The 16,227-nt window shown below is 64.3% G+C and carries 19 protein-coding genes and 1 pseudogene; 11 read left to right on the top strand and 9 right to left on the bottom strand.

Translation table 11 applies throughout. The features are described from left to right. Window positions 1-2 precede the first annotated feature (2 nt). The 5 genes from paaE to paaA all read right to left on the bottom strand — a co-directional run bounded on the left by paaE (window position 3) and on the right by paaA (window position 3,805). Window positions 3-1,079, bottom strand: coding sequence for a 1,2-phenylacetyl-CoA epoxidase subunit PaaE (gene paaE, locus G4G31_RS00940; RefSeq protein ID WP_182989914.1), 1,077 nt, complete (start codon window positions 1,077-1,079; stop codon window positions 3-5). Window positions 1,080-1,098: 19 nt separating this feature from the next. After that, window positions 1,099-1,617: a 1,2-phenylacetyl-CoA epoxidase subunit PaaD gene (gene paaD, locus G4G31_RS00945; RefSeq protein WP_182989915.1), complete on the bottom strand. Its 519-nt coding sequence runs from the start codon at window positions 1,615-1,617 to the stop codon at window positions 1,099-1,101. A 9-nt stretch (window positions 1,618-1,626) separates the two neighbouring features. Next, a complete protein-coding gene (gene paaC, locus G4G31_RS00950; protein ID WP_182989916.1) occupies window positions 1,627-2,379 on the bottom strand; it encodes a 1,2-phenylacetyl-CoA epoxidase subunit PaaC in 753 nt (250 codons plus the stop codon). A gap of 23 nt (window positions 2,380-2,402) precedes the next feature. Continuing rightward, window positions 2,403-2,687, bottom strand: a complete 285-nt coding sequence (gene paaB / locus G4G31_RS00955) for a 1,2-phenylacetyl-CoA epoxidase subunit PaaB (RefSeq protein WP_159701094.1) — start codon at window positions 2,685-2,687, stop codon at window positions 2,403-2,405. A 128-nt stretch (window positions 2,688-2,815) separates the two neighbouring features. Continuing rightward, window positions 2,816-3,805 carry a 1,2-phenylacetyl-CoA epoxidase subunit PaaA gene (gene paaA, locus G4G31_RS00960; protein ID WP_182989917.1) on the bottom strand — a complete coding sequence of 330 codons (990 nt, stop codon included), beginning with the start codon at window positions 3,803-3,805 and terminating at the stop codon, window positions 2,816-2,818. A 106-nt stretch (window positions 3,806-3,911) separates the two neighbouring features. On the opposite strand from paaA, the gene G4G31_RS27935 reads away from it, so the two are divergent. The 6 genes and pseudogenes from G4G31_RS27935 (at window position 3,912) to G4G31_RS00985 (ending at window position 9,866) form a co-directional block, all read left to right on the top strand. Beyond that, window positions 3,912-4,301: a hypothetical protein gene (locus G4G31_RS27935; RefSeq protein ID WP_308621985.1), complete on the top strand. Its 390-nt coding sequence runs from the start codon at window positions 3,912-3,914 to the stop codon at window positions 4,299-4,301. Window positions 4,302-4,382: 81 nt separating this feature from the next. Next, the gene (locus G4G31_RS27940) at window positions 4,383-4,838 is read left to right on the top strand and encodes a PaaX family transcriptional regulator C-terminal domain-containing protein (RefSeq protein WP_308621987.1); all 456 of its coding nucleotides are present in this window, start codon (window positions 4,383-4,385) and stop codon (window positions 4,836-4,838) included. A gap of 232 nt (window positions 4,839-5,070) precedes the next feature. Then, window positions 5,071-6,204: a carboxypeptidase family protein gene (locus G4G31_RS00970; RefSeq protein WP_182989918.1), complete on the top strand. Its 1,134-nt coding sequence runs from the start codon at window positions 5,071-5,073 to the stop codon at window positions 6,202-6,204. Between the two features lie 49 nt (window positions 6,205-6,253). Beyond that, on the top strand, window positions 6,254-6,487 hold the full coding sequence (locus G4G31_RS00975) for a hypothetical protein (RefSeq protein WP_182989919.1): 234 nt from the start codon (window positions 6,254-6,256) through the stop codon (window positions 6,485-6,487). 172 nt (window positions 6,488-6,659) lie between these two features. Then, on the top strand, window positions 6,660-8,174 hold the full coding sequence (locus tag G4G31_RS00980; protein WP_182989920.1) for an ATPase domain-containing protein: 1,515 nt from the start codon (window positions 6,660-6,662) through the stop codon (window positions 8,172-8,174). After that, window positions 8,161-9,866, top strand: a pseudogene (locus G4G31_RS00985) (response regulator). Before G4G31_RS00980 ends, G4G31_RS00985 begins: the two are co-directional and overlap by 14 nt. A 247-nt stretch (window positions 9,867-10,113) precedes the next feature. Here G4G31_RS00985 and G4G31_RS00990 read toward each other — a convergent pair. Both G4G31_RS00990 and pmbA read right to left on the bottom strand, forming a co-directional pair. Continuing rightward, the gene (locus G4G31_RS00990) at window positions 10,114-10,353 is read right to left on the bottom strand and encodes a hypothetical protein (protein ID WP_182989921.1); all 240 of its coding nucleotides are present in this window, start codon (window positions 10,351-10,353) and stop codon (window positions 10,114-10,116) included. Between the two features lie 30 nt (window positions 10,354-10,383). Continuing rightward, window positions 10,384-11,736, bottom strand: coding sequence for a metalloprotease PmbA (gene pmbA, locus G4G31_RS00995; protein WP_182989922.1), 1,353 nt, complete (start codon window positions 11,734-11,736; stop codon window positions 10,384-10,386). A 93-nt stretch (window positions 11,737-11,829) separates the two neighbouring features. Between pmbA and yjgA the strand changes: the two genes are divergently transcribed. Genes yjgA through G4G31_RS01020 form a run of 5 tightly spaced genes read left to right on the top strand, consistent with a single transcriptional unit; the run spans window position 11,830 to window position 14,400 of the window. Next, complete coding sequence (gene yjgA, locus G4G31_RS01000; RefSeq protein WP_182989923.1) at window positions 11,830-12,438, top strand: ribosome biogenesis factor YjgA; 609 nt, start codon at window positions 11,830-11,832, stop codon at window positions 12,436-12,438. Then, window positions 12,401-13,057 (top strand): molybdopterin adenylyltransferase, encoded by a 657-nt coding sequence (mog, locus tag G4G31_RS01005; protein ID WP_182989924.1) that lies wholly within the window; start codon window positions 12,401-12,403, stop codon window positions 13,055-13,057. Before yjgA ends, mog begins: the two co-directional genes overlap by 38 nt. After that, window positions 13,054-13,722 carry an alpha/beta hydrolase gene (locus G4G31_RS01010; RefSeq protein WP_182989925.1) on the top strand — a complete coding sequence of 223 codons (669 nt, stop codon included), beginning with the start codon at window positions 13,054-13,056 and terminating at the stop codon, window positions 13,720-13,722. Before mog ends, G4G31_RS01010 begins: the two co-directional genes overlap by 4 nt. Window positions 13,723-13,771: 49 nt before the next feature. Continuing rightward, window positions 13,772-13,969 (top strand): hypothetical protein, encoded by a 198-nt coding sequence (locus G4G31_RS01015; protein ID WP_182989926.1) that lies wholly within the window; start codon window positions 13,772-13,774, stop codon window positions 13,967-13,969. After that, window positions 13,969-14,400, top strand: a complete 432-nt coding sequence (locus G4G31_RS01020; RefSeq protein ID WP_182989927.1) for a hypothetical protein — start codon at window positions 13,969-13,971, stop codon at window positions 14,398-14,400. The genes G4G31_RS01015 and G4G31_RS01020 overlap by 1 nt, the downstream gene beginning before the upstream one ends. 67 nt (window positions 14,401-14,467) lie before the next feature. Here G4G31_RS01020 and pepA read toward each other — a convergent pair whose 3' ends face one another. Together pepA and G4G31_RS01030 are read right to left on the bottom strand one after the other, a co-directional pair. Continuing rightward, window positions 14,468-15,325 (bottom strand): flocculation-associated PEP-CTERM protein PepA, encoded by an 858-nt coding sequence (gene pepA / locus G4G31_RS01025; RefSeq protein ID WP_182989928.1) that lies wholly within the window; start codon window positions 15,323-15,325, stop codon window positions 14,468-14,470. A 314-nt stretch (window positions 15,326-15,639) separates the two neighbouring features. Further along, window positions 15,640-16,194: a carboxymuconolactone decarboxylase family protein gene (locus G4G31_RS01030; RefSeq protein WP_182989929.1), complete on the bottom strand. Its 555-nt coding sequence runs from the start codon at window positions 16,192-16,194 to the stop codon at window positions 15,640-15,642. Window positions 16,195-16,227: the final 33 nt, after the last annotated feature.

A 16,227-nucleotide genomic window follows, 5' to 3' on the forward strand; every position in this document is an offset into this window, starting at 1 on the left:
GTTTATTCGTGCTGGTCGAAGTCGACCACAACCTTGTCCGTGATCGGGAAGGCCTGGCAGGACAGCACGAAACCGCGCGCGACCTCGTAGTCTTCCAGCGCGTAGTTCACGTCCATCTCGACCTTGCCCTCGGCAACCTTGCAGCGGCAGGTGGAGCAGACGCCGCCCTTGCAGGAGTAGCGCATGTCGATACCGGCGCGCAGGCCGGCGTCGAGGATCGATTCCTTGTCCTTGTCCATCGTGAAGCTGGCGGCGCTGCCGTCCATGATGACGGTGACTTCGGTCTGGTGGGCGGCGCCGGCCTCGATCTTGCGTGGCTTGTGCTCGTGCTTCGGGATGCTGGCGGCGAACAGCTCGATGCGGATCTTTTCCTTGGCCATGCCGGCGTCCTGCAAGGATTTGGACACGCCATGCATCATGTCTTCCGGGCCGCAGATGAAGGCGATGTCGATATCTTCGACGGCAATCCAGTGCTTCAGGAAGGCGCTGCACTTCTCTCCGGTGATGCGGCCGTTGAAGAGTTCGATGTCCTGCTGCTCGCGGCTCATCACGTACACGAGCTTCAGGCGCCCCATGTACTGGTCCTTCAGGTCGGTCAATTCATCGCGGAAGATGACGCTTGATGAGGCACGGTTGCCGTAGACGAGGGTAAAACGGCTCTTCGGCTCGGCCAGCAGGGTGGTCTTGATGATCGACAGGATGGGCGTGATGCCGCTGCCGGCGGCAAAGGCGAGGTAGTGGCGCTCGCTGTTCGCATCGAGCGGCACGTTGAAGTGGCCCATTGGCGGCATGACTTCCAGCGTGGTGCCGGGTGCCAGCTGCTCGTTGGCCCAGTTCGAAAACAGCCCGCCGGGCGTCTTCTTGATCGCCACGCGCAGCTGCTCGTCCTGCACGGCCGAGCAGATGGAGTAGGAGCGGCGCACGTCTTCGCCGTCGATCATCGCGCGCAGGGTCAGGTGCTGGCCCTGCTGGTAGGCGAAGGTGGGTTTCAGTTCGGGCGGGACGGCGAAGGTAACGGACACGGCGTCGCGCGTCTCGTGTTTTACTTTCGCGACCGTCAGTGGATAGAATTTGCTCATACTGTTGGGCTCATTTGCACTAGTGGCACTTGAAATAGTCGAAAGGCTCGCGGCAGTCCAGGCATTTATAGAGCGCCTTGCACGGGGTCGAGCCGAACTGGCTGGTGAGCTGGGTGTGGAGCGAACCACAGTGCGGGCAGGCGACTTCGGGTTCCTTGAAGGCTGCACGTTTCACTCCACCGCGCAGGCCGGAGATGTCGATCGCCTGCTGCACGGGTGGCGCGATGCCGTAGCCTTTCAGTGCAGCCTTGCCGGACTCGCTCATCCAGTCGGTGGTCCAGGCAGGAGAGAGCCGGGTCACGATGCGCAGCTTGTCCAGGCCGTGCGCGCGCAAGGCTTCGCCGACCGCGTCGCTGATGACCTGCATCGCCGGACAGCCCGAATAGGTGGGCGTGATCGTGACGACGCACGCGTCATCGATGAACGCGACATCGCGCACGATGCCGAGGTCCACCACCGAGATCACGGGGATCTCGGGGTCGGGCACCTCCCCTAACCAGGTCCAGACCTGGTCGACCGTGACGGGCTGCGCGCTCATGGTCATCTCTTACCACTCCGCTCCGGGATAGGCGCGCTGCAGGAACTGCATCTCGGCCAGGATGTAGCCGAGGCGTTCGCTGTGGCGGCCCTGTTTGCCGCCGCGCTGCATGTACGCGTCCAGCGACGGCATCGTGAGGGTCGCTTCCGCGAAGATGTCGCCCACGTGCTCGAAGAAGGCGGCGCGCAGGCCTTCCACGGCCGGGGCGATTCCCTGCTCCACCATCGCGTTGTCGACGGCGTCATAAATGAACACTTCGCCGGTGTACATCCACAACTCGGCGGCGGCCGCTTGCATCTTCGCGTGACTGAGGTCGGTGCCGTCGCCGAGGCGCACGACCAGGTCGCCGCTGCGGCGCAGGTGGTAAGTGATTTCCTTGATCGATTTTTCCGCGATCTCGGCGATGCGTGGGTCAGTCGACCTGGTCAGGCCCTGCATCAGGAAGTAGTGCCAGGTATCGAAGAAGAACTGGCGCATCAAGGTCTCGGCGTAGCTGCCGTTGGGCTGCTCGACCAGCAGGACGTTGCGGTACTGATGCGCGTCGCGGTGGAAGGCAAGCTTGTCCTCGTCGCGTCCCTGCCCTTCGAGTTCGCCGGCATAGGTCAGCCACATGCGGGTCTGGCCGAGCAGGTCGAGCGCGACATTGGTCAGCGCCATGTCTTCTTCCAGCGCCGGGCCCTTGCCGCACAACTGGGAGAGCTGCTGCGAGAGGATCAGGGCGTTGTCGCCCTGGCGCAGGAGGTAGTCGATCTTGGCATCCATAAGGTTCACCTTTAACTGCGCACTCACAGGTTTTTCACTTCTTCCGGCATCGGGAAGAAGGTCGGGTGGCGGTAGACCTTGCTGTTGGCCGGCTCGAACAGGGCTTCCTTGTCCGAGGGGCTGGAAGCGACGATGTCCTGCGCGCGCACGACCCAGATCGAGACGCCTTCGTTGCGGCGCGTGTAGACGTCGCGGGCGTTGTTGATCGCCATTTCGGCGTCAGGGGCGTGCAGGCTGCCGACGTGCTTGTGGGCGAGGCCGTGCTGGCTGCGGATGAATACTTCCCACAGGGGCCATTCTTTGCTCATGCTTGTCTCCGGTGTTCTACTTTGTTGACGTTCGCGGGCGATGCTGCTTCGTGCTCGACGAAGCAGGCGCTGCACCGCGTGGGCACGGAGTGCCCACCCTACGATGCATCTCTGCCGCGGATTGATTCTTACGCGGCGGCTTTTTTGGCGGCTTGCTTGTCGGCGTGGGCTACCAGCGCGTCGCGGAACCATTCGCCGTCGTCCCAGGCTTTTACGCGCGTGCGCAGGCGCTCGCGGTTGCAGGGGCCGTTGCCCTTGAGGACGTTGTGGAATTCGCTCCAGTCGATCTCGCCGAATTCGTAGTGGCCGGTTTCGGCGTTCCACTTGAGGTCCGGGTCCGGAATCGTGAGGCCGAGGTATTCGGCTTGCGGCACGGTCTGGTCGACCATGCGCTGGCGCAGCTCGTCGTTCGAGAACAGCTTGATGCGCCACTGGGTCGACTGCGCGCTGTTGACCGATTCGGCGTCCGACGGGCCGAACATCATGAGCGATGGCCACCACCAGCGGTTCAGCGCATCCTGCGCCATCGCCCTCTGCTCGGGCGTGCCCTTGGCCAGGCTCATCATGATGTCGTAGCCCTGGCGCGCGTGGAAGGACTCTTCCTTGCAGACGCGGATCATGGCACGCGAGTACGGGCCATAGGAGCAGCGGCAGAGCGGGATCTGGTTGATGATGGCCGAACCGTCGACCAGCCAGCCGATCGCGCCCATGTCGGCCCAGCTCAGGGTGGGATAGTTGAAGATGCTCGAGTACTTGGCTTTGCCCGAATGCAGGGCGGCGAGCAGCTCGTCGCGCGAGACGCCCAGGGTTTCGGCGGCGCTGTACAGGTAGAGGCCGTGGCCGGCTTCGTCCTGGATCTTCGCCAGCAGCACCGACTTGCGCTTCAGGGTCGGCGCGCGCGTCACCCAGTTACCTTCCGGCAGCTGGCCGACGATCTCGGAGTGCGCGTGCTGGGAGATCTGGCGGATCAGCGTCTTGCGGTAAGCCTCGGGCATCCAGTCCTTCGGCTCGATCTTCACGCCCGCGTCGATACGGGCCTGGAATGCCTGTTCCTCGGCACTCATGTCTTCCTGCGTCTGGACCTTTTTCAGCCCGGTTTCCACCATCTGCGCGTACATATCAGTCTCCCGTTGCAAACATCACCCGGAGATAATACGATACAGAATTCGAGATGTACACCGAAATTTTGAATCATATTGAGCAAGGCGGAGTGACGGGATCTGCATGAAACAACTGACCAGCCATGAGTGGATCGGCCACTTCCTCTCGCTTGAGCCACCACGCTCGAAGTCGCTCGTGATGACGGTGATGGGCGACGCGATCGCGCCGCACGGCGGTGCCGCCTGGCTGGGCAGCCTGATCGAATTGCTGGCCCCGCTCGGCGTCACCGACCGGCTGGTGCGCACCAGCGTGTTTCGCCTGGTGCAGGAAGGCTGGCTGACGGCCAGCCGCGAGACCGGCGCAGCCGCTACGCCTTCGACGCCGCCTCGCTGCCGCGCTTCCAGCGCGCCGACCGCCGCATCTACGCCCCGCCCGGCCTGCACTGGAATGGACGCTGGACGCTGGTATTGGCGCCCAACGGCAGCATCGATGGCGACCTGCGCACGGCGGTGAGGAAAGAACTCGAGTGGGAAGGCTTTGCGATGCTGGGGCCGGGCATGCTGGCCCACCCGGCGGCCGCTCCCGAGGCGCTGCATGATGCCCCTGGAGCGCACCGGGGCGCAGGGCAAGGTGTTCGTGCTCGACGCCGGCGAACTCCCCAAGGCTGGCTCGCGTCCGCTGGGCGAGCTTGTCGGCGAAGGCTGGAACCTGACCGCGGTGGCGCAGAGCTATCGCGATTTCGTCGACGGGTTCACGCCGCTCCTGGCCCAGCTGGCCGAGGAGCCGGCCGTGGCACCGGAGGCGGCCTTCGCGATTCGTTCGCTCTTGATTCACGCGTACCGGCGCCTGCAGCTGCACGATCCGCTGCTGCCGATCGAGTTGCTGCCCCAGCCGTGGCCGGGGTCCGATGCGTACGAGGTGGCGCGGGCGATTTATCTGCTCGTGTACGCGCAGGCGGAGCTGCATATCGATGCGGTGCTGCGGCGCGAGGATGCGACGGCACCGGCGGCGGACGATGCGTTCTATCAGCGGTTTGGGGGATTGCGGTGAGTGCGCCAACGATCAGCGGGTGAGACGGCGTGGGCTCAAGAGCCCACCCTACGTATCGCTGGTTTCGTAGGGTGGAGTCGCATTGAAGCCCCCGGCTTCAATGCCCCACGCGGTATCATCGGCTGGTCATCGGCAACGCGAATACGACGACGATCAGGCTGCATACCCCTTTTCCAACATTCGAAACCGGTTATCATCTCTTCTTTACTTCTTGCCATCCACAGGACACCCCATGTCTATCAAGATCAGCAGCCAGTTCGACGCCGGCGCCATCGAGATCGTGAACGCCACGAGCGCGAACGCCATCGACCTGAACATCCGCTCCGACTCGCACGCCGACATCACCCAGTGGTTCTACTTCCGCCTGCAGGGCGCCGCAGGTGAGCCCTGCACGATCCGCCTGCTCAACGCCGGCCAGGCAGCGTACCCAAAAGGCTGGGAAGACTACAACGCGATGGCCAGCTACGACCGCATCAACTGGTTTCGCGTGCCGACCTCGTTCGACGGCCAGGTCTTGACGATCGAGCACACCCCGGGCATGGACAGCGTCTACTACGCCTACTTCGAGCCCTACTCGTGGGAGCGCCATCTCGAGCTGCTCGACCGCGCGCAGATGAGCGAGCACGTGCGCATGCTCGACCTCGGCTCCACCGTCGACGGCCGCGACCTGAACATGCTGGTGATCGGCGAACCCGGCGCAGGCAAGAAAAAAGTCTGGGTCATCGCGCGCCAGCACCCGGGCGAGACGATGGCGGAATGGTTCGTCGAAGGGATGCTCGACGCCCTGCTCGATCCGGCCCACCCGTTTGGCCGCCAGCTGCTGAACGAAACGGTGTTCTACGTGGTCCCGAACATGAACCCGGACGGCTCGGTGCGCGGCAACCTGCGCACGAATGCGGCCGGCGCCAACCTGAACCGCGAGTGGCTCAACCCCACCATGGAGCGCAGCCCGGAAGTCTTCCTGGTCAAGCAGAAGATGCATGAAACCGGCGTCGACCTGTGCCTGGACGTGCATGGCGACGAAGGCCTGCCGTATGTGTTCGTGGCCGGCAGCGAATCCCTGCCGAACTTCACGCCCGAGCAGGCCGCCGCGCAGAAGCGTTTCAGTGACGACTTCAAGATCGCCAGCCCCGACTTCCAGGACGTGCACGGCTACGGCGAATCGCCCTACACCGAAGAGACGCTGACCATGGGTTCGCCCCACATCACCCACGCCTTCGGCTGCCTGTCGCTGACCCTCGAGCTGCCGTTCAAGGACAACGCCAACGACCCGGACCCGCAGGTGGGCTGGGATGGCGCCCGCAGCGCACGCCTGGGTGCCGCCGTGCTGCAGCCGGTGCTGCAGTCGATCCGGGCCCTTCAATAAGGTCCCTGCCCCGCTCCGGCGGGGCTTTTTTCTTTCAGGGAGTCACAACATGAGTATCTTCGCCGCACCCGTCTTCGACGCCACCGTTGTCTACCAGGGCCAGGAAATGTTCAAGGGCCAGGGCGCCGCCCGCATGTGGGCGGAAAAAGTCGCCAAGGAACTCAAGACCGAGATCACGGTCGAGAAGATCGGCACCGGCTGGGTCCTGCGCGGCCAGGTCGACGGCCAGGACGTCACCTGGGGCATCTACGGCCAGCGCCTGAGCCGGATCGAAGCGGCCTGAGCATTTTCCTGCAGCGCGATCTTGCACAATGGCACGCGCCTACTCCGTTCGAACCGCACTATAATCGGTATTTATTGCGCCTTGCATAGGGCGCCACACAACCGGTCGGCTCGACGGCGCCCGCATCAGGAGCGTGGTCGCGGCTGCCCCGCATATACCGATAGGCCGCTTCATGACTTCCGATTCCTCCACCCGCCCCGTCGCCCTGACCGGCCCACGCATATCCAGCGGCATTGCCGGCCTCGACGATATCCTGGGCGGTGGCCTGACGCCGCAGCGCGTCTACCTGGTCGAAGGCACGCCGGGCACCGGCAAGACCACACTCGGGCTGCAATTCCTGCTCGACGGCGCGGCCCGGGGCGAAAGCGGCCTGTACATCACCTTGTCGGAAACCGCGGCCGAATTGCGGGCGGTGGCGGCCAGCCACGGCTGGTCGCTCGATGCGCTTGAAATCTATGAACTGGCCAGCGACGACATGCTCGACATGGATTCCCAGCAGTCGGTATTCCACCCCTCGGAAGTCGAGCTCGGCGAAACGACGCGCAACGTGATGGACCAGGTCGACCGCATCAAGCCGGCGCGCGTGGTGTTCGACAGCATGTCGGAAATGCGCCTGCTCGCGCAAAACGCCTTGCGTTACCGGCGCCAGATCCTGGCCCTGAAGCAGTTTTTCGCTTCCCGCGCCTGCACCGTGCTGCTGCTCGACGACAAGACCGCGCAGAACGACCAGCACCTGCACAGCATCGCCCACGGCGTCATCAGCCTCGAACAGATCGCCAAGGAATTCGGCAAGGAGCGCCGCCGCGTCAACATCGTCAAGATGCGCGGCATCCGCTTCCGCGGCGGCTACCACGACTACAGCCTCGACACCGGCGGCATCACCATGTTCCCGCGCCTGGTGGCGTCCGAGCACATGGGCGACTTCGCGCCGCTCGTCAGCCCCAGCGGATCGCGCAGTTTCGACGCCCTGCTCGGCGGCGGCCTGGTGCGCGGCACGAATACCCTGATGGTCGGGCCGTCCGGCATCGGCAAGACCACCTTGTCGGTGCGCTGCCTGCTGGCAGCGCTGGAACGCGGCGAGAAGGCCTCGCTCTACCTGTTCGACGAGGGACTGGGCACGCTGTTCGCGCGCAGCGCCGCGCTCGGCATGGATTTGCGTCCCTACGCCGAGTCCGGCCAGCTGCGCATCCACCATATCGATCCGGCCGAGCTGTCGCCGGGCGAGTTCGCCCAGATGCTGCGCGACGCCGTCGAGCAGGGCGCGGTGCGCTTCATCGTCATCGACAGCCTGAATGCCTACCAGCAGGCGATGCCGGGCGAGCAGTACCTGACGCTGCAGATGCACGAACTGCTGTCCTACCTGAACCAGCAGGGCGTGACGACGGTGCTCGTGCTGGGCCAGCATGGCCTGATCGGCGAGGTGCGTACCGATGTCGACCTGAGCTACCTGTCCGACACCACGGTCCTGATGCGCTTTTTCGAATCGAACGGCCGCCTGCGCCGCGCCATTACCGTCATCAAGAGCCGCACCGCGACGCACGCGCTGACCATCCACGAACTGCAGCTCGGCGAGGACGGCGTGCGCATCGGCGAAGCGCTGGTGGGCTTCGAGGGCGTGCTCACCGGCCTGCCGAGCTACCGCGGCGCGACGCCGATGATGTCCACCGCTGCCGATGACCTCCAGTAATACCTTGGAAGAACGCGTGCTGGTATTTGCGCCGCGCGGGCGCGACGCCGAGGTCATATGTTCGGTCCTGGGGCCCGACGGTTTCGCCTGCGAAACGGCAAGCGGCTTCGACGCGTTCGTGGCCCACATCGAAGCTGGCGCCGGCGCTGCCATCGTGGCCGAGGAAGCGCTCGATGGCGCCGACCTGGGACGCCTGCGCGCCTGGCTCGACGGCCAGCCGCCCTGGTCCGATTTCCCCTTCATCGTTCTGCTGGGCAAAGCGATCGGCCTGGCTGCGAACGGCGCCCGCGAGCGCATCGGCGAGCTCGGCAACGTGATCCTGCTGGAACGCCCGCTCAACGCCCAGACCCTGCGCAGCGCGGCAGCCTCGGCCCTGCGCGCACGGCGCCGCCAGTACCGGGCGCGCGACGTGCTGGCCGACCGCGAACGCACCGCCGCCAGCCTGCGCCAGAGCCAGGAAGCGCTGGTGCAGCTGAACGAAACGCTGGAACTGCGCATCGAGGAACGCACCCGCGCGCTGGCCGGCGCCAACGACCGCCTGATGAACGAAGTCATCGAACGCGAGCGGGTGCAGCAGGCGATGGTGCAGCTGCAGAAGATGGAAGCGATCGGGCGCCTGACCGGCGGCATCGCCCACGACTTCAACAACCTGCTCAACGTCGTGCAAGGCAGCATGGACCTGATCCTCATGATGTCGAAGGACGAGATCGCCAGGCAGCGCGCCGAGGTGGCACGCCGTGCCTGCCAGCGCGGCGCCAAGCTCACCAGCCAGCTGCTGGCCTTCTCGCGCAACCAGACCCGGACCTGCGCCCGATCGACGTCGGCACGCTGTTCGAGGGCGTGCGCGAGCTGGTGACGGCGTCGCTGGGCTCGAGCATCGCCCTGCATTTCGACGCCGAGACCGACTGCGGCGTGATGGCCGACGCGAACCAGATGGAAATGGCCCTGCTGAACCTGGCCATCAACGCGCGCGATGCCATGCCCGGCGGCGGCAGCCTGGCCTTCCACGCGGGAGCGGCGAAAGCGCCGGCCGGCCTGCTGCCCGACGGCAACTACGTGCGCATCGCCGTGGTCGACAGCGGCGAAGGCATGCCGCCGGAACTGGTGGCACGCGTGTTCGAGCCCTTCTTCACGACCAAGGGCGTGGGCAAGGGAACGGGCCTGGGCTTGTCCCAGGTGTATGGCATGGCCCAGCAATCGGGCGGCGCCGCGCGCATCCTGAGCGAACCGGGACGCGGCACCACGGTGGAAATCTGGCTGCCCGCCGCCGGCTGCAGGGAAGAAACCGCTTTAGCGCCGGTGCCGGCCGTGGATGCGGCGCCGCCACCGCAGGTACGCATCCTGGTGGTCGAGGACGACGATTCCGTCCGTCAGTCGGTGGTGGAATCGCTCGAGGCACTCGGCCACACGGTGGCACAGGCGCCGGACGGCGAAGCCGGACTGCGCATGCTGACCCAGCTGCGGCCCGACCTGATCATCACGGATTACCTGATGCCGGGCATGACGGGGGCGGAACTGGTGAAGCGCGCACGCGAGCACTTGCCGGACGTGCCGATGATCATCGCCACGGGCTACGCCGACATGAAGGCGATCGAACAGGTCATTACCGAGGACATGCTGCTGCGCAAACCGTTTGCGCTGGCGGAGCTGGCGACGACGGTGGAGCGGGCGCTACAGAAACTGCCGGCCTGAGGTTTTCGAAAAGCGGGAGGCCGCTCGTAGGGTGGGCGGGGCCGCCGAGGCGCGCCGTGGTGAAGCCGTGATTGCGGCCATTGGCCTCAATTACCCCGCGCGGAACCATGATCAAGGTGAGCGCTTAACGGACATGACGATCTTCGCACAAACTTTCAGCTAACAATTAGCATCATTCCGAGTGGGCACCCTGTGCCTCGGCGGCCCCGCCCACCCTAGGGACCGCTGTCAGGTTGGCCGCGAACAATTACAGCTGCACGCCCAAATGTTGCTTGACCCAGGCGTGCGCATCCTCGACGGTATCGAAGTGGACGGTGGCAATGACCGTCTTGTCGCTCGCCAGGCAGCTGGCGTAGACGCGCTTCTCGTCAGCCGAGCTGAGCAGGTCGGACTGCGGCGACAGCTCGACCGAGGCCACCAGGTCCAGGTTCAGCAGCTGGGCCTTCTTCGGGTTGTTTTCCTTATCGATGCGAACGAATTTGCTCATGCTTTCCTTGGCTGAAACACTGTAGATAGTTCAGTTACCTGCGACGACCATTTTCTCGATCAGGATCGATCCGACCGTCTTGTTGCCACGGTTGAGCACGTCGTTGCCGACGGCAACGATTTGCTGGAACATCTCGCGCATGTTGCCGGCGATCGTGACTTCCTCGACCGGATACTGGATGACGCCATTCTCGACCCAGTAGCCCGAGGCGCCGCGCGAATAGTCGCCCGTGACATAGTTTACGCCCTGCCCCATCAGCTCCGTTACCAGGAGGCCGGTGCCCATCTTGCGCAGCATGCCCTCGAAGTCGTCGGCCAGCTTCGTTTCATCGGAGGTGATGGTGAGATTATGCGAGCCGCCGGCATTGCCCGTAGTTTGCATGCCGAGCTTGCGCGCCGAATACGAGGACAGGAAATAACCCTGCAGCACGCCATCGGCTACCACCTTGCGCCGCACCGTGCGCACGCCTTCCTCGTCGAAGGGCGAGGAGCCGACTTCGCCGATCACGTGCGGGTCTTCGAGGATCTGGATATGGCTCGGGAAGACTGGTTTACCGAGCGTATCGAGCAGGAAGCTCGACTTGCGGTAGAGCGAGCCGCCCGAGGTGGCCTGGACAAACGCGCCCAGCAGGCCGGCCGCCAGCGGCGCTTCGAACAGCACCGGGCAGGTGCGGGTATCGAGTTTACGCGCGTTCAGGCGTGCCAGGGCACGTTCGGCGGCATAGCGCCCCACGGCTTCCGGTTTGGCCAGCTTTTTCGGGTCGCGCGCCGAGGTGTACCAGTCGTCGCGCTGCATCTTGTTGCCCTTGCCGGCGATCGGCGCCACGGACAAGGTGTGGCGCGAGAACGGGTAGCCGCCGATGAAGCCGCGCGTATTGGCCGCGACGAAATGCGACTGCTGCACGTAGACGTTGGCGCCTTCGCTGTTGGTGATGCGCGGGTCGACTTCGAAAGCGGCGTTCTCGCAGCGCTGCGCCAGCTCCACCGCTTCCTCGGTCGTGATCTGCCAGGGGTAGCACAGGCGCAGGTCGCGCGGGTTCATCTCCAGCATGTCGGCGTCGGGCAGGCCCGCCGCTTCGTCCTCGGCGGTGAAGCGGGCGATGTTCCAGGCCGCTTCGACGGTGGCGCGCAGCGAGGCTTCGGAAAAATCGGAGGTGCTGGCGTTGCCGCGGCGCTGGCCGGCATAGACGGTGACGCCGATGCCCTTGTCCTTGTTCTGTTCGATGGTCTCGATCTTGCCACGACGTACTCCGACCGACAGCCCGCTGCCCTCGCTGACTTCCACCGAAGCATCGGTGGCGCCCTCTTCGCGGGCAAAGGCCAGCACCTTACGCGCAAGCTCTTTCAGCTGGTCCTGGGTGTGGGTAAAAACGGAGTCGTTCATGTGTGTTTTTCGTAGCGAGCCCTAAAACAGTTATCATAGCAGCCGTTTACTGTTTTTACTGATCGGCCCCGTGCCAATCGGATCATCCATACCATGCCTAATCCAAACCGCGGCTCAGTGGGCTTCCAGTCCAGCGAATTCGAGCAAGAATACGAGCGTCCTTCCAAGTCCGAGCTGAAGCGCCAGTCGGACGAGCTGCAAAAGCTCGGCGCCCAGCTCATCGCCGAGCCCCGCGACCGCGTCAAGCGCGTGCCGATGCCCGACGAGGTCAAGGACGCGATCCTGATGTGCCAGACCATCACCAACCACGAGGGCCGGCGCCGCCAGTTGCAGTATGTCGGCAAGATGATGCGTACCCTCTCGGAAGAGGAAGTGGCCGTCATCAAGCGCACCATCGACAGCTGGAAAGGCGCCTCGAAGGCCGAGACGGCCGCGCTGCACGCGCTGGAACGCCGCCGCGAAAAGCTGCTCACCGACGACAAGGCCCTGACCGCGCTGCTGGAAGAGCACCCGGAACTGGACGTGCAGCAGCTGCGCACGCTGATCCGCAATGCGCGCAAGGAACAGGCCGAATCGAAGCCGCCGAAGGCCTATCGCGAACTGTTCCAGATCCTGAAGGACCTGGGCAAGCAGGCCAAGCCGGCGGCTGGCGAAGACGACGCGGATGACGAGTCCGTTGACGATGAGCCTGCGGACGAGTAAGGAGGTGCCCCTTGTCATCGGCCTGGTCTCGGTCTCGGACCGCGCCAGCGGCGGCGTATACGAGGACAAGGGCATTCCTGCGCTGCAGGACTGGCTGGCCTCGGCCATCACCACGCCGTATCGCATCGAGGCGCGCCTGATTCCCGACGAGCGCGCGCAGATCGAGCAGACCCTGGTCGAATTGGTCGACGTGGCCGGCTGCCACCTGGTGCTCACCACCGGCGGCACCGGCCCGGCGCGGCGCGACGTCACGCCCGAGGCCACGCTCGCTGTCGGCACCAAGGAGATGCCCGGCTTCGGTGAGCAGATGCGCCAGATCAGCTTGAAATTCGTGCCGACGGCGATCCTGTCGCGCCAGGTCGCGGTGATCCGCGAGACGCCCCAGCACGCGGCGCTGATCATGAACCTGCCGGGCCAGCCAAAGGCGATCAAGGAAACACTGGAAGGCTTGAAAGACGCCGATGGCAAGGTGGTCGCCGGCGGCATCTTCGCTGCCGTCCCCTACTGCATCGACCTGATCGGCGGACCGTACATGGAAACCAATCCGGCCGTGAGCCAGGCCTGGCGCCCGAAGAACGCGCAGCGCCCGGCCACGCCCACACCACAGGACAACGCATGAGCGAACTGCTGCAAAACATCGAAATCGACACCGCGCCGAATCCAACGGCCGCGATCATCTGGCTGCACGGCCTGGGCGCCGACGGCAACGACTTCGTGCCGCTGGTGCGCGAGCTCGCTTTGCAAGGCATGCCCGGCATCCGTTTCGTGTTCCCGCACGCGAAGACGATTCCCGTGACCGTCAACGGCGGCTACGTCATGCGCGCCTGGTACGACATCACAGGTGCCGAACTGACCCGCCGCGAAGACGAAGCCGGCCTGCGCAATTCGCAGCGCGACGTCGAGGCGCTGATCGCACGCGAAAAGGCGCGCGGCATCCCGGCCTCGAAGATCATCCTGGCGGGCTTTTCGCAAGGCTGCGCGATGACGCTGCAGACGGGCTTGCGCCACCCGGAAAAGCTGGCCGGCATGCTCTGCCTGTCGGGCTACCTGCCGCTGCACACCCACGTGCCGCACGAGCGCACCGAAGAAAGCATCGACACCCCGATCTTCATGGCGCACGGCCGCCAGGACCACGTGGTGCCTTTCCTGCGCGCCGAGCAGTCGCGCGACGTGCTCAAGGGACTCGGCTACCATATCGAATGGCACGAATACGCGATGCAGCATTCGCTGTGTTTCGAGGAAGTCCAGGACATTTCAGCCTGGCTGCGTAAAGTACTGGCCTGAGCTACAACCACCGGGAGCCGCGGCTCCCGTTTTCATTTGGAGGTCCGACATGGCCAAGAAAGAAGAACTCGACGAAGAAACCCTGGCACTGATCAACTGGTGCATCGAGGTTGAAAAGCATCTGGTCGCCGGCGGCGCGACGCAGGAACAGGCGCAGGAGCATATCGAGGAGCAGGTCGAGTGGTTCACCGACCTGTTCTACGATGGCTTGACGCCGGAAGAGGCTGCCAAGGAAGCGCTGGCCTGATGGCGGCGGACTCGGGATCGCTGAGCCGCGGGCAAAGCTTCGCGGTGGTGGCGCTGTGCGCCATGGTCGTGCTGGCGGTGCCCCTGTACGTGCTCGTCGGCTTCCTGACCGCACCGCTCGGGCTGGGCGTGATCATGCTGGTCAACGACAGCCCCTGGGTATTGAACCTGTACCCCTTCATCTTCGCGGGGAAGATGCATAGCGCGAACAGCGCCAGTTTTTTCCTGGGCAATACGATCGGCTACCTGCTGACCCTGGTGCAGTGGGTGGTGCTTGCCGGGCTGTTCGCACGGCGCGTGGACGACACCTGGCCTCGCGGCAAGATCCTGGGCCAGGCCGCTATCCTGGTCGCGGCAGTGGCCATCGCCAGCTGGATCGTCCTGCATCTGCTGGGCATGCAGGCCGTGTGGACCCAAGGCGCACATACCTGAACGCAGGGCCGCATTTGCCTGGACAATCAAAAAGAGCGGCAATGCCGCTCTTTTTTGCTGCTGCCCCTTACGCCTTCTCGCGGCGCTTGCGCGACGCCATCCCCGCACCGAGCAGGGCTGCGCCGAACAGCGCCAGCGAAGCCGGTTCCGGCACCTCGGCCTCGCGGCCCAGCTTCAGCTGGCCATTGCTACCCAGGAAAAAATACTCTTGCGGCTTGTTGCGGTAGGTGCCGCCCTTGCAGCCCGGCCCCGTGAAACCGCCGAACTGGCAAGCCACTTCGTTCACCAGGCGCGTGCCTGGCTTGCTGACCGTATTGGCATTGGTAAAGGCGAACGACAGGATGGAATCGGCCGACAGGTCGTGGCCGTTGCGGTCGAAGAAATAACCGCTGTCGAGCATGCCTGGCGCTGCCTGCGCGAAGACACTCACCTGGCCATTGTTGGTCGGGCTGCCGCTGGCATCGACCAGGCCGCCACCGCCGAAGACGGTGAACTCGGCGATCACATTGCCGAGGTTGGCACCAAAGTAACCCTGGGTACTGCCGTACTGGCCAGCGGTCGGGTTCTGGTACAGGCGGATGGTGCCGCCCGTGAAGCTGAAGGCGCCGTTGAAGTCGCCGCTGCCGACGGCCTCGAAGGTGGCCGTGATATTGCCTCCAAGGTAGTTAATCGGGAACAGTTTTCCATTGCTGTCGGCCTGGGTGATATTGAATACGGCCGTTTCCTTGAACGAGAAGGAGGTACCGCCCGTCGCTTTGAGCTCGATGAATGCGTTGCCGTTGACATCCAGGTATTCATTGATGGCTTGACCGCCAGTAAAACCGGTGCCGGACGGATTGAAGACCCAGCCGTTCAGGAGCGGGGCGGCCATGGCCGCGGTGGTGGAACAGCATGCAAGGACCGCGCTACAGATAAGTTTCTTCATGAATTTCATCGTTAATCTTTCGCAAGTTGATCGTGGTCTGACTGACAGCCAGCCCTGCTACTTACGCAAGTGCTGTGGCGGCAAAATGTTCGCTTTGCAGTCAAGAACTTGTTTTCGCAACGAGAGACGAGGACAAACGGTGTCAGGAAGACCGATAACTTCTGGTATCCACCATCCGCACACTCATGGTTTCATTAGAATACCTATTTCGCCTTTGTGCTATGCAAGGTGGGAGGTTTCCAAGTTTTGGCGAAAAAGCGAACGAGAGTGTGGCAAGGGAACGACACGCCGCCTTGCCTTCCTGCAACTGAGGCCTACTCGGGCAAGGGCATCGCGCTCGACACCGGGATTTCGGTCTGGGCCGTGTTCATGACCATGGCCAGGAAGGTGTAGTAGCCGTTCAGGCCCATCAGGTCGACCACGCCCTGCTCGCCGAACAGGGCGACCGCCTGCGTGTAGGTGCGGTCCGAGACCTGCTTGTTCTGGTGCAGTTCGATGCAGAAGTCGTGCACGACCGATTCGTCGACCAGCATGCCGTCCGGGCGCTGGCGCTGCCCGATCGCACTGATCACGTCCGGGGGTATTCCGACCTGGGCCGCGATCGGCGCGTGGATCGCCCATTCGACACCCTGGTTCCATTGGCGTGCCGTGATCAGGATCACGAGCTCGGACAGGCGTACCCCGATGGCGCTGCGGTAGCGCAGGTATTCGCCCATGCGCTGGGCATTTTCCAGCAGTTCGGGACTGCGCAGCAAGGGCACGAAGGGGCCATAGAGGGCACCCCGCGGCCCTTCGATCACGGCCTGGGCGGCGCGGCGCTGGGCTTCGGTCAACTGGTCCGGCGGAATCGGGCGGAGGCGATCGGTCATGTCAGCGTCGCGGAAATGTCGAGACGGAAAAAT

Origin of the sequence: Massilia sp. Se16.2.3 (assembly GCF_014171595.1) — a bacterium.
In the GTDB taxonomy this organism is placed as follows: domain Bacteria; phylum Pseudomonadota; class Gammaproteobacteria; order Burkholderiales; family Burkholderiaceae_D; genus Telluria.

Excerpts from the sequence above, each read along its gene's own strand:
- paaE (WP_182989914.1), bottom strand. The coding sequence starts at position 1,079 with ATGAGCAAATTCTATCCACTGACGGTCGCGAAAGTAAAACACGAGACG.
- paaD (WP_182989915.1), bottom strand. The coding sequence starts at position 1,617 with ATGAGCGCGCAGCCCGTCACGGTCGACCAGGTCTGGACCTGGTTAGGG.
- paaC (WP_182989916.1), bottom strand. The coding sequence starts at position 2,379 with ATGGATGCCAAGATCGACTACCTCCTGCGCCAGGGCGACAACGCCCTG.
- paaB (WP_159701094.1), bottom strand. The coding sequence starts at position 2,687 with ATGAGCAAAGAATGGCCCCTGTGGGAAGTATTCATCCGCAGCCAGCAC.
- paaA (WP_182989917.1), bottom strand. The coding sequence starts at position 3,805 with ATGTACGCGCAGATGGTGGAAACCGGGCTGAAAAAGGTCCAGACGCAG.
- G4G31_RS27935 (WP_308621985.1), top strand. The coding sequence starts at position 3,912 with ATGAAACAACTGACCAGCCATGAGTGGATCGGCCACTTCCTCTCGCTT.
- G4G31_RS27940 (WP_308621987.1), top strand. The coding sequence starts at position 4,383 with ATGATGCCCCTGGAGCGCACCGGGGCGCAGGGCAAGGTGTTCGTGCTC.
- G4G31_RS00970 (WP_182989918.1), top strand. The coding sequence starts at position 5,071 with ATGTCTATCAAGATCAGCAGCCAGTTCGACGCCGGCGCCATCGAGATC.
- G4G31_RS00975 (WP_182989919.1), top strand. The coding sequence starts at position 6,254 with ATGAGTATCTTCGCCGCACCCGTCTTCGACGCCACCGTTGTCTACCAG.
- G4G31_RS00980 (WP_182989920.1), top strand. The coding sequence starts at position 6,660 with ATGACTTCCGATTCCTCCACCCGCCCCGTCGCCCTGACCGGCCCACGC.
- G4G31_RS00990 (WP_182989921.1), bottom strand. The coding sequence starts at position 10,353 with ATGAGCAAATTCGTTCGCATCGATAAGGAAAACAACCCGAAGAAGGCC.
- pmbA (WP_182989922.1), bottom strand. The coding sequence starts at position 11,736 with ATGAACGACTCCGTTTTTACCCACACCCAGGACCAGCTGAAAGAGCTT.
- yjgA (WP_182989923.1), top strand. The coding sequence starts at position 11,830 with ATGCCTAATCCAAACCGCGGCTCAGTGGGCTTCCAGTCCAGCGAATTC.
- mog (WP_182989924.1), top strand. The coding sequence starts at position 12,401 with ATGACGAGTCCGTTGACGATGAGCCTGCGGACGAGTAAGGAGGTGCCC.
- G4G31_RS01010 (WP_182989925.1), top strand. The coding sequence starts at position 13,054 with ATGAGCGAACTGCTGCAAAACATCGAAATCGACACCGCGCCGAATCCA.
- G4G31_RS01015 (WP_182989926.1), top strand. The coding sequence starts at position 13,772 with ATGGCCAAGAAAGAAGAACTCGACGAAGAAACCCTGGCACTGATCAAC.
- G4G31_RS01020 (WP_182989927.1), top strand. The coding sequence starts at position 13,969 with ATGGCGGCGGACTCGGGATCGCTGAGCCGCGGGCAAAGCTTCGCGGTG.
- pepA (WP_182989928.1), bottom strand. The coding sequence starts at position 15,325 with ATGAAGAAACTTATCTGTAGCGCGGTCCTTGCATGCTGTTCCACCACC.
- G4G31_RS01030 (WP_182989929.1), bottom strand. The coding sequence starts at position 16,194 with ATGACCGATCGCCTCCGCCCGATTCCGCCGGACCAGTTGACCGAAGCC.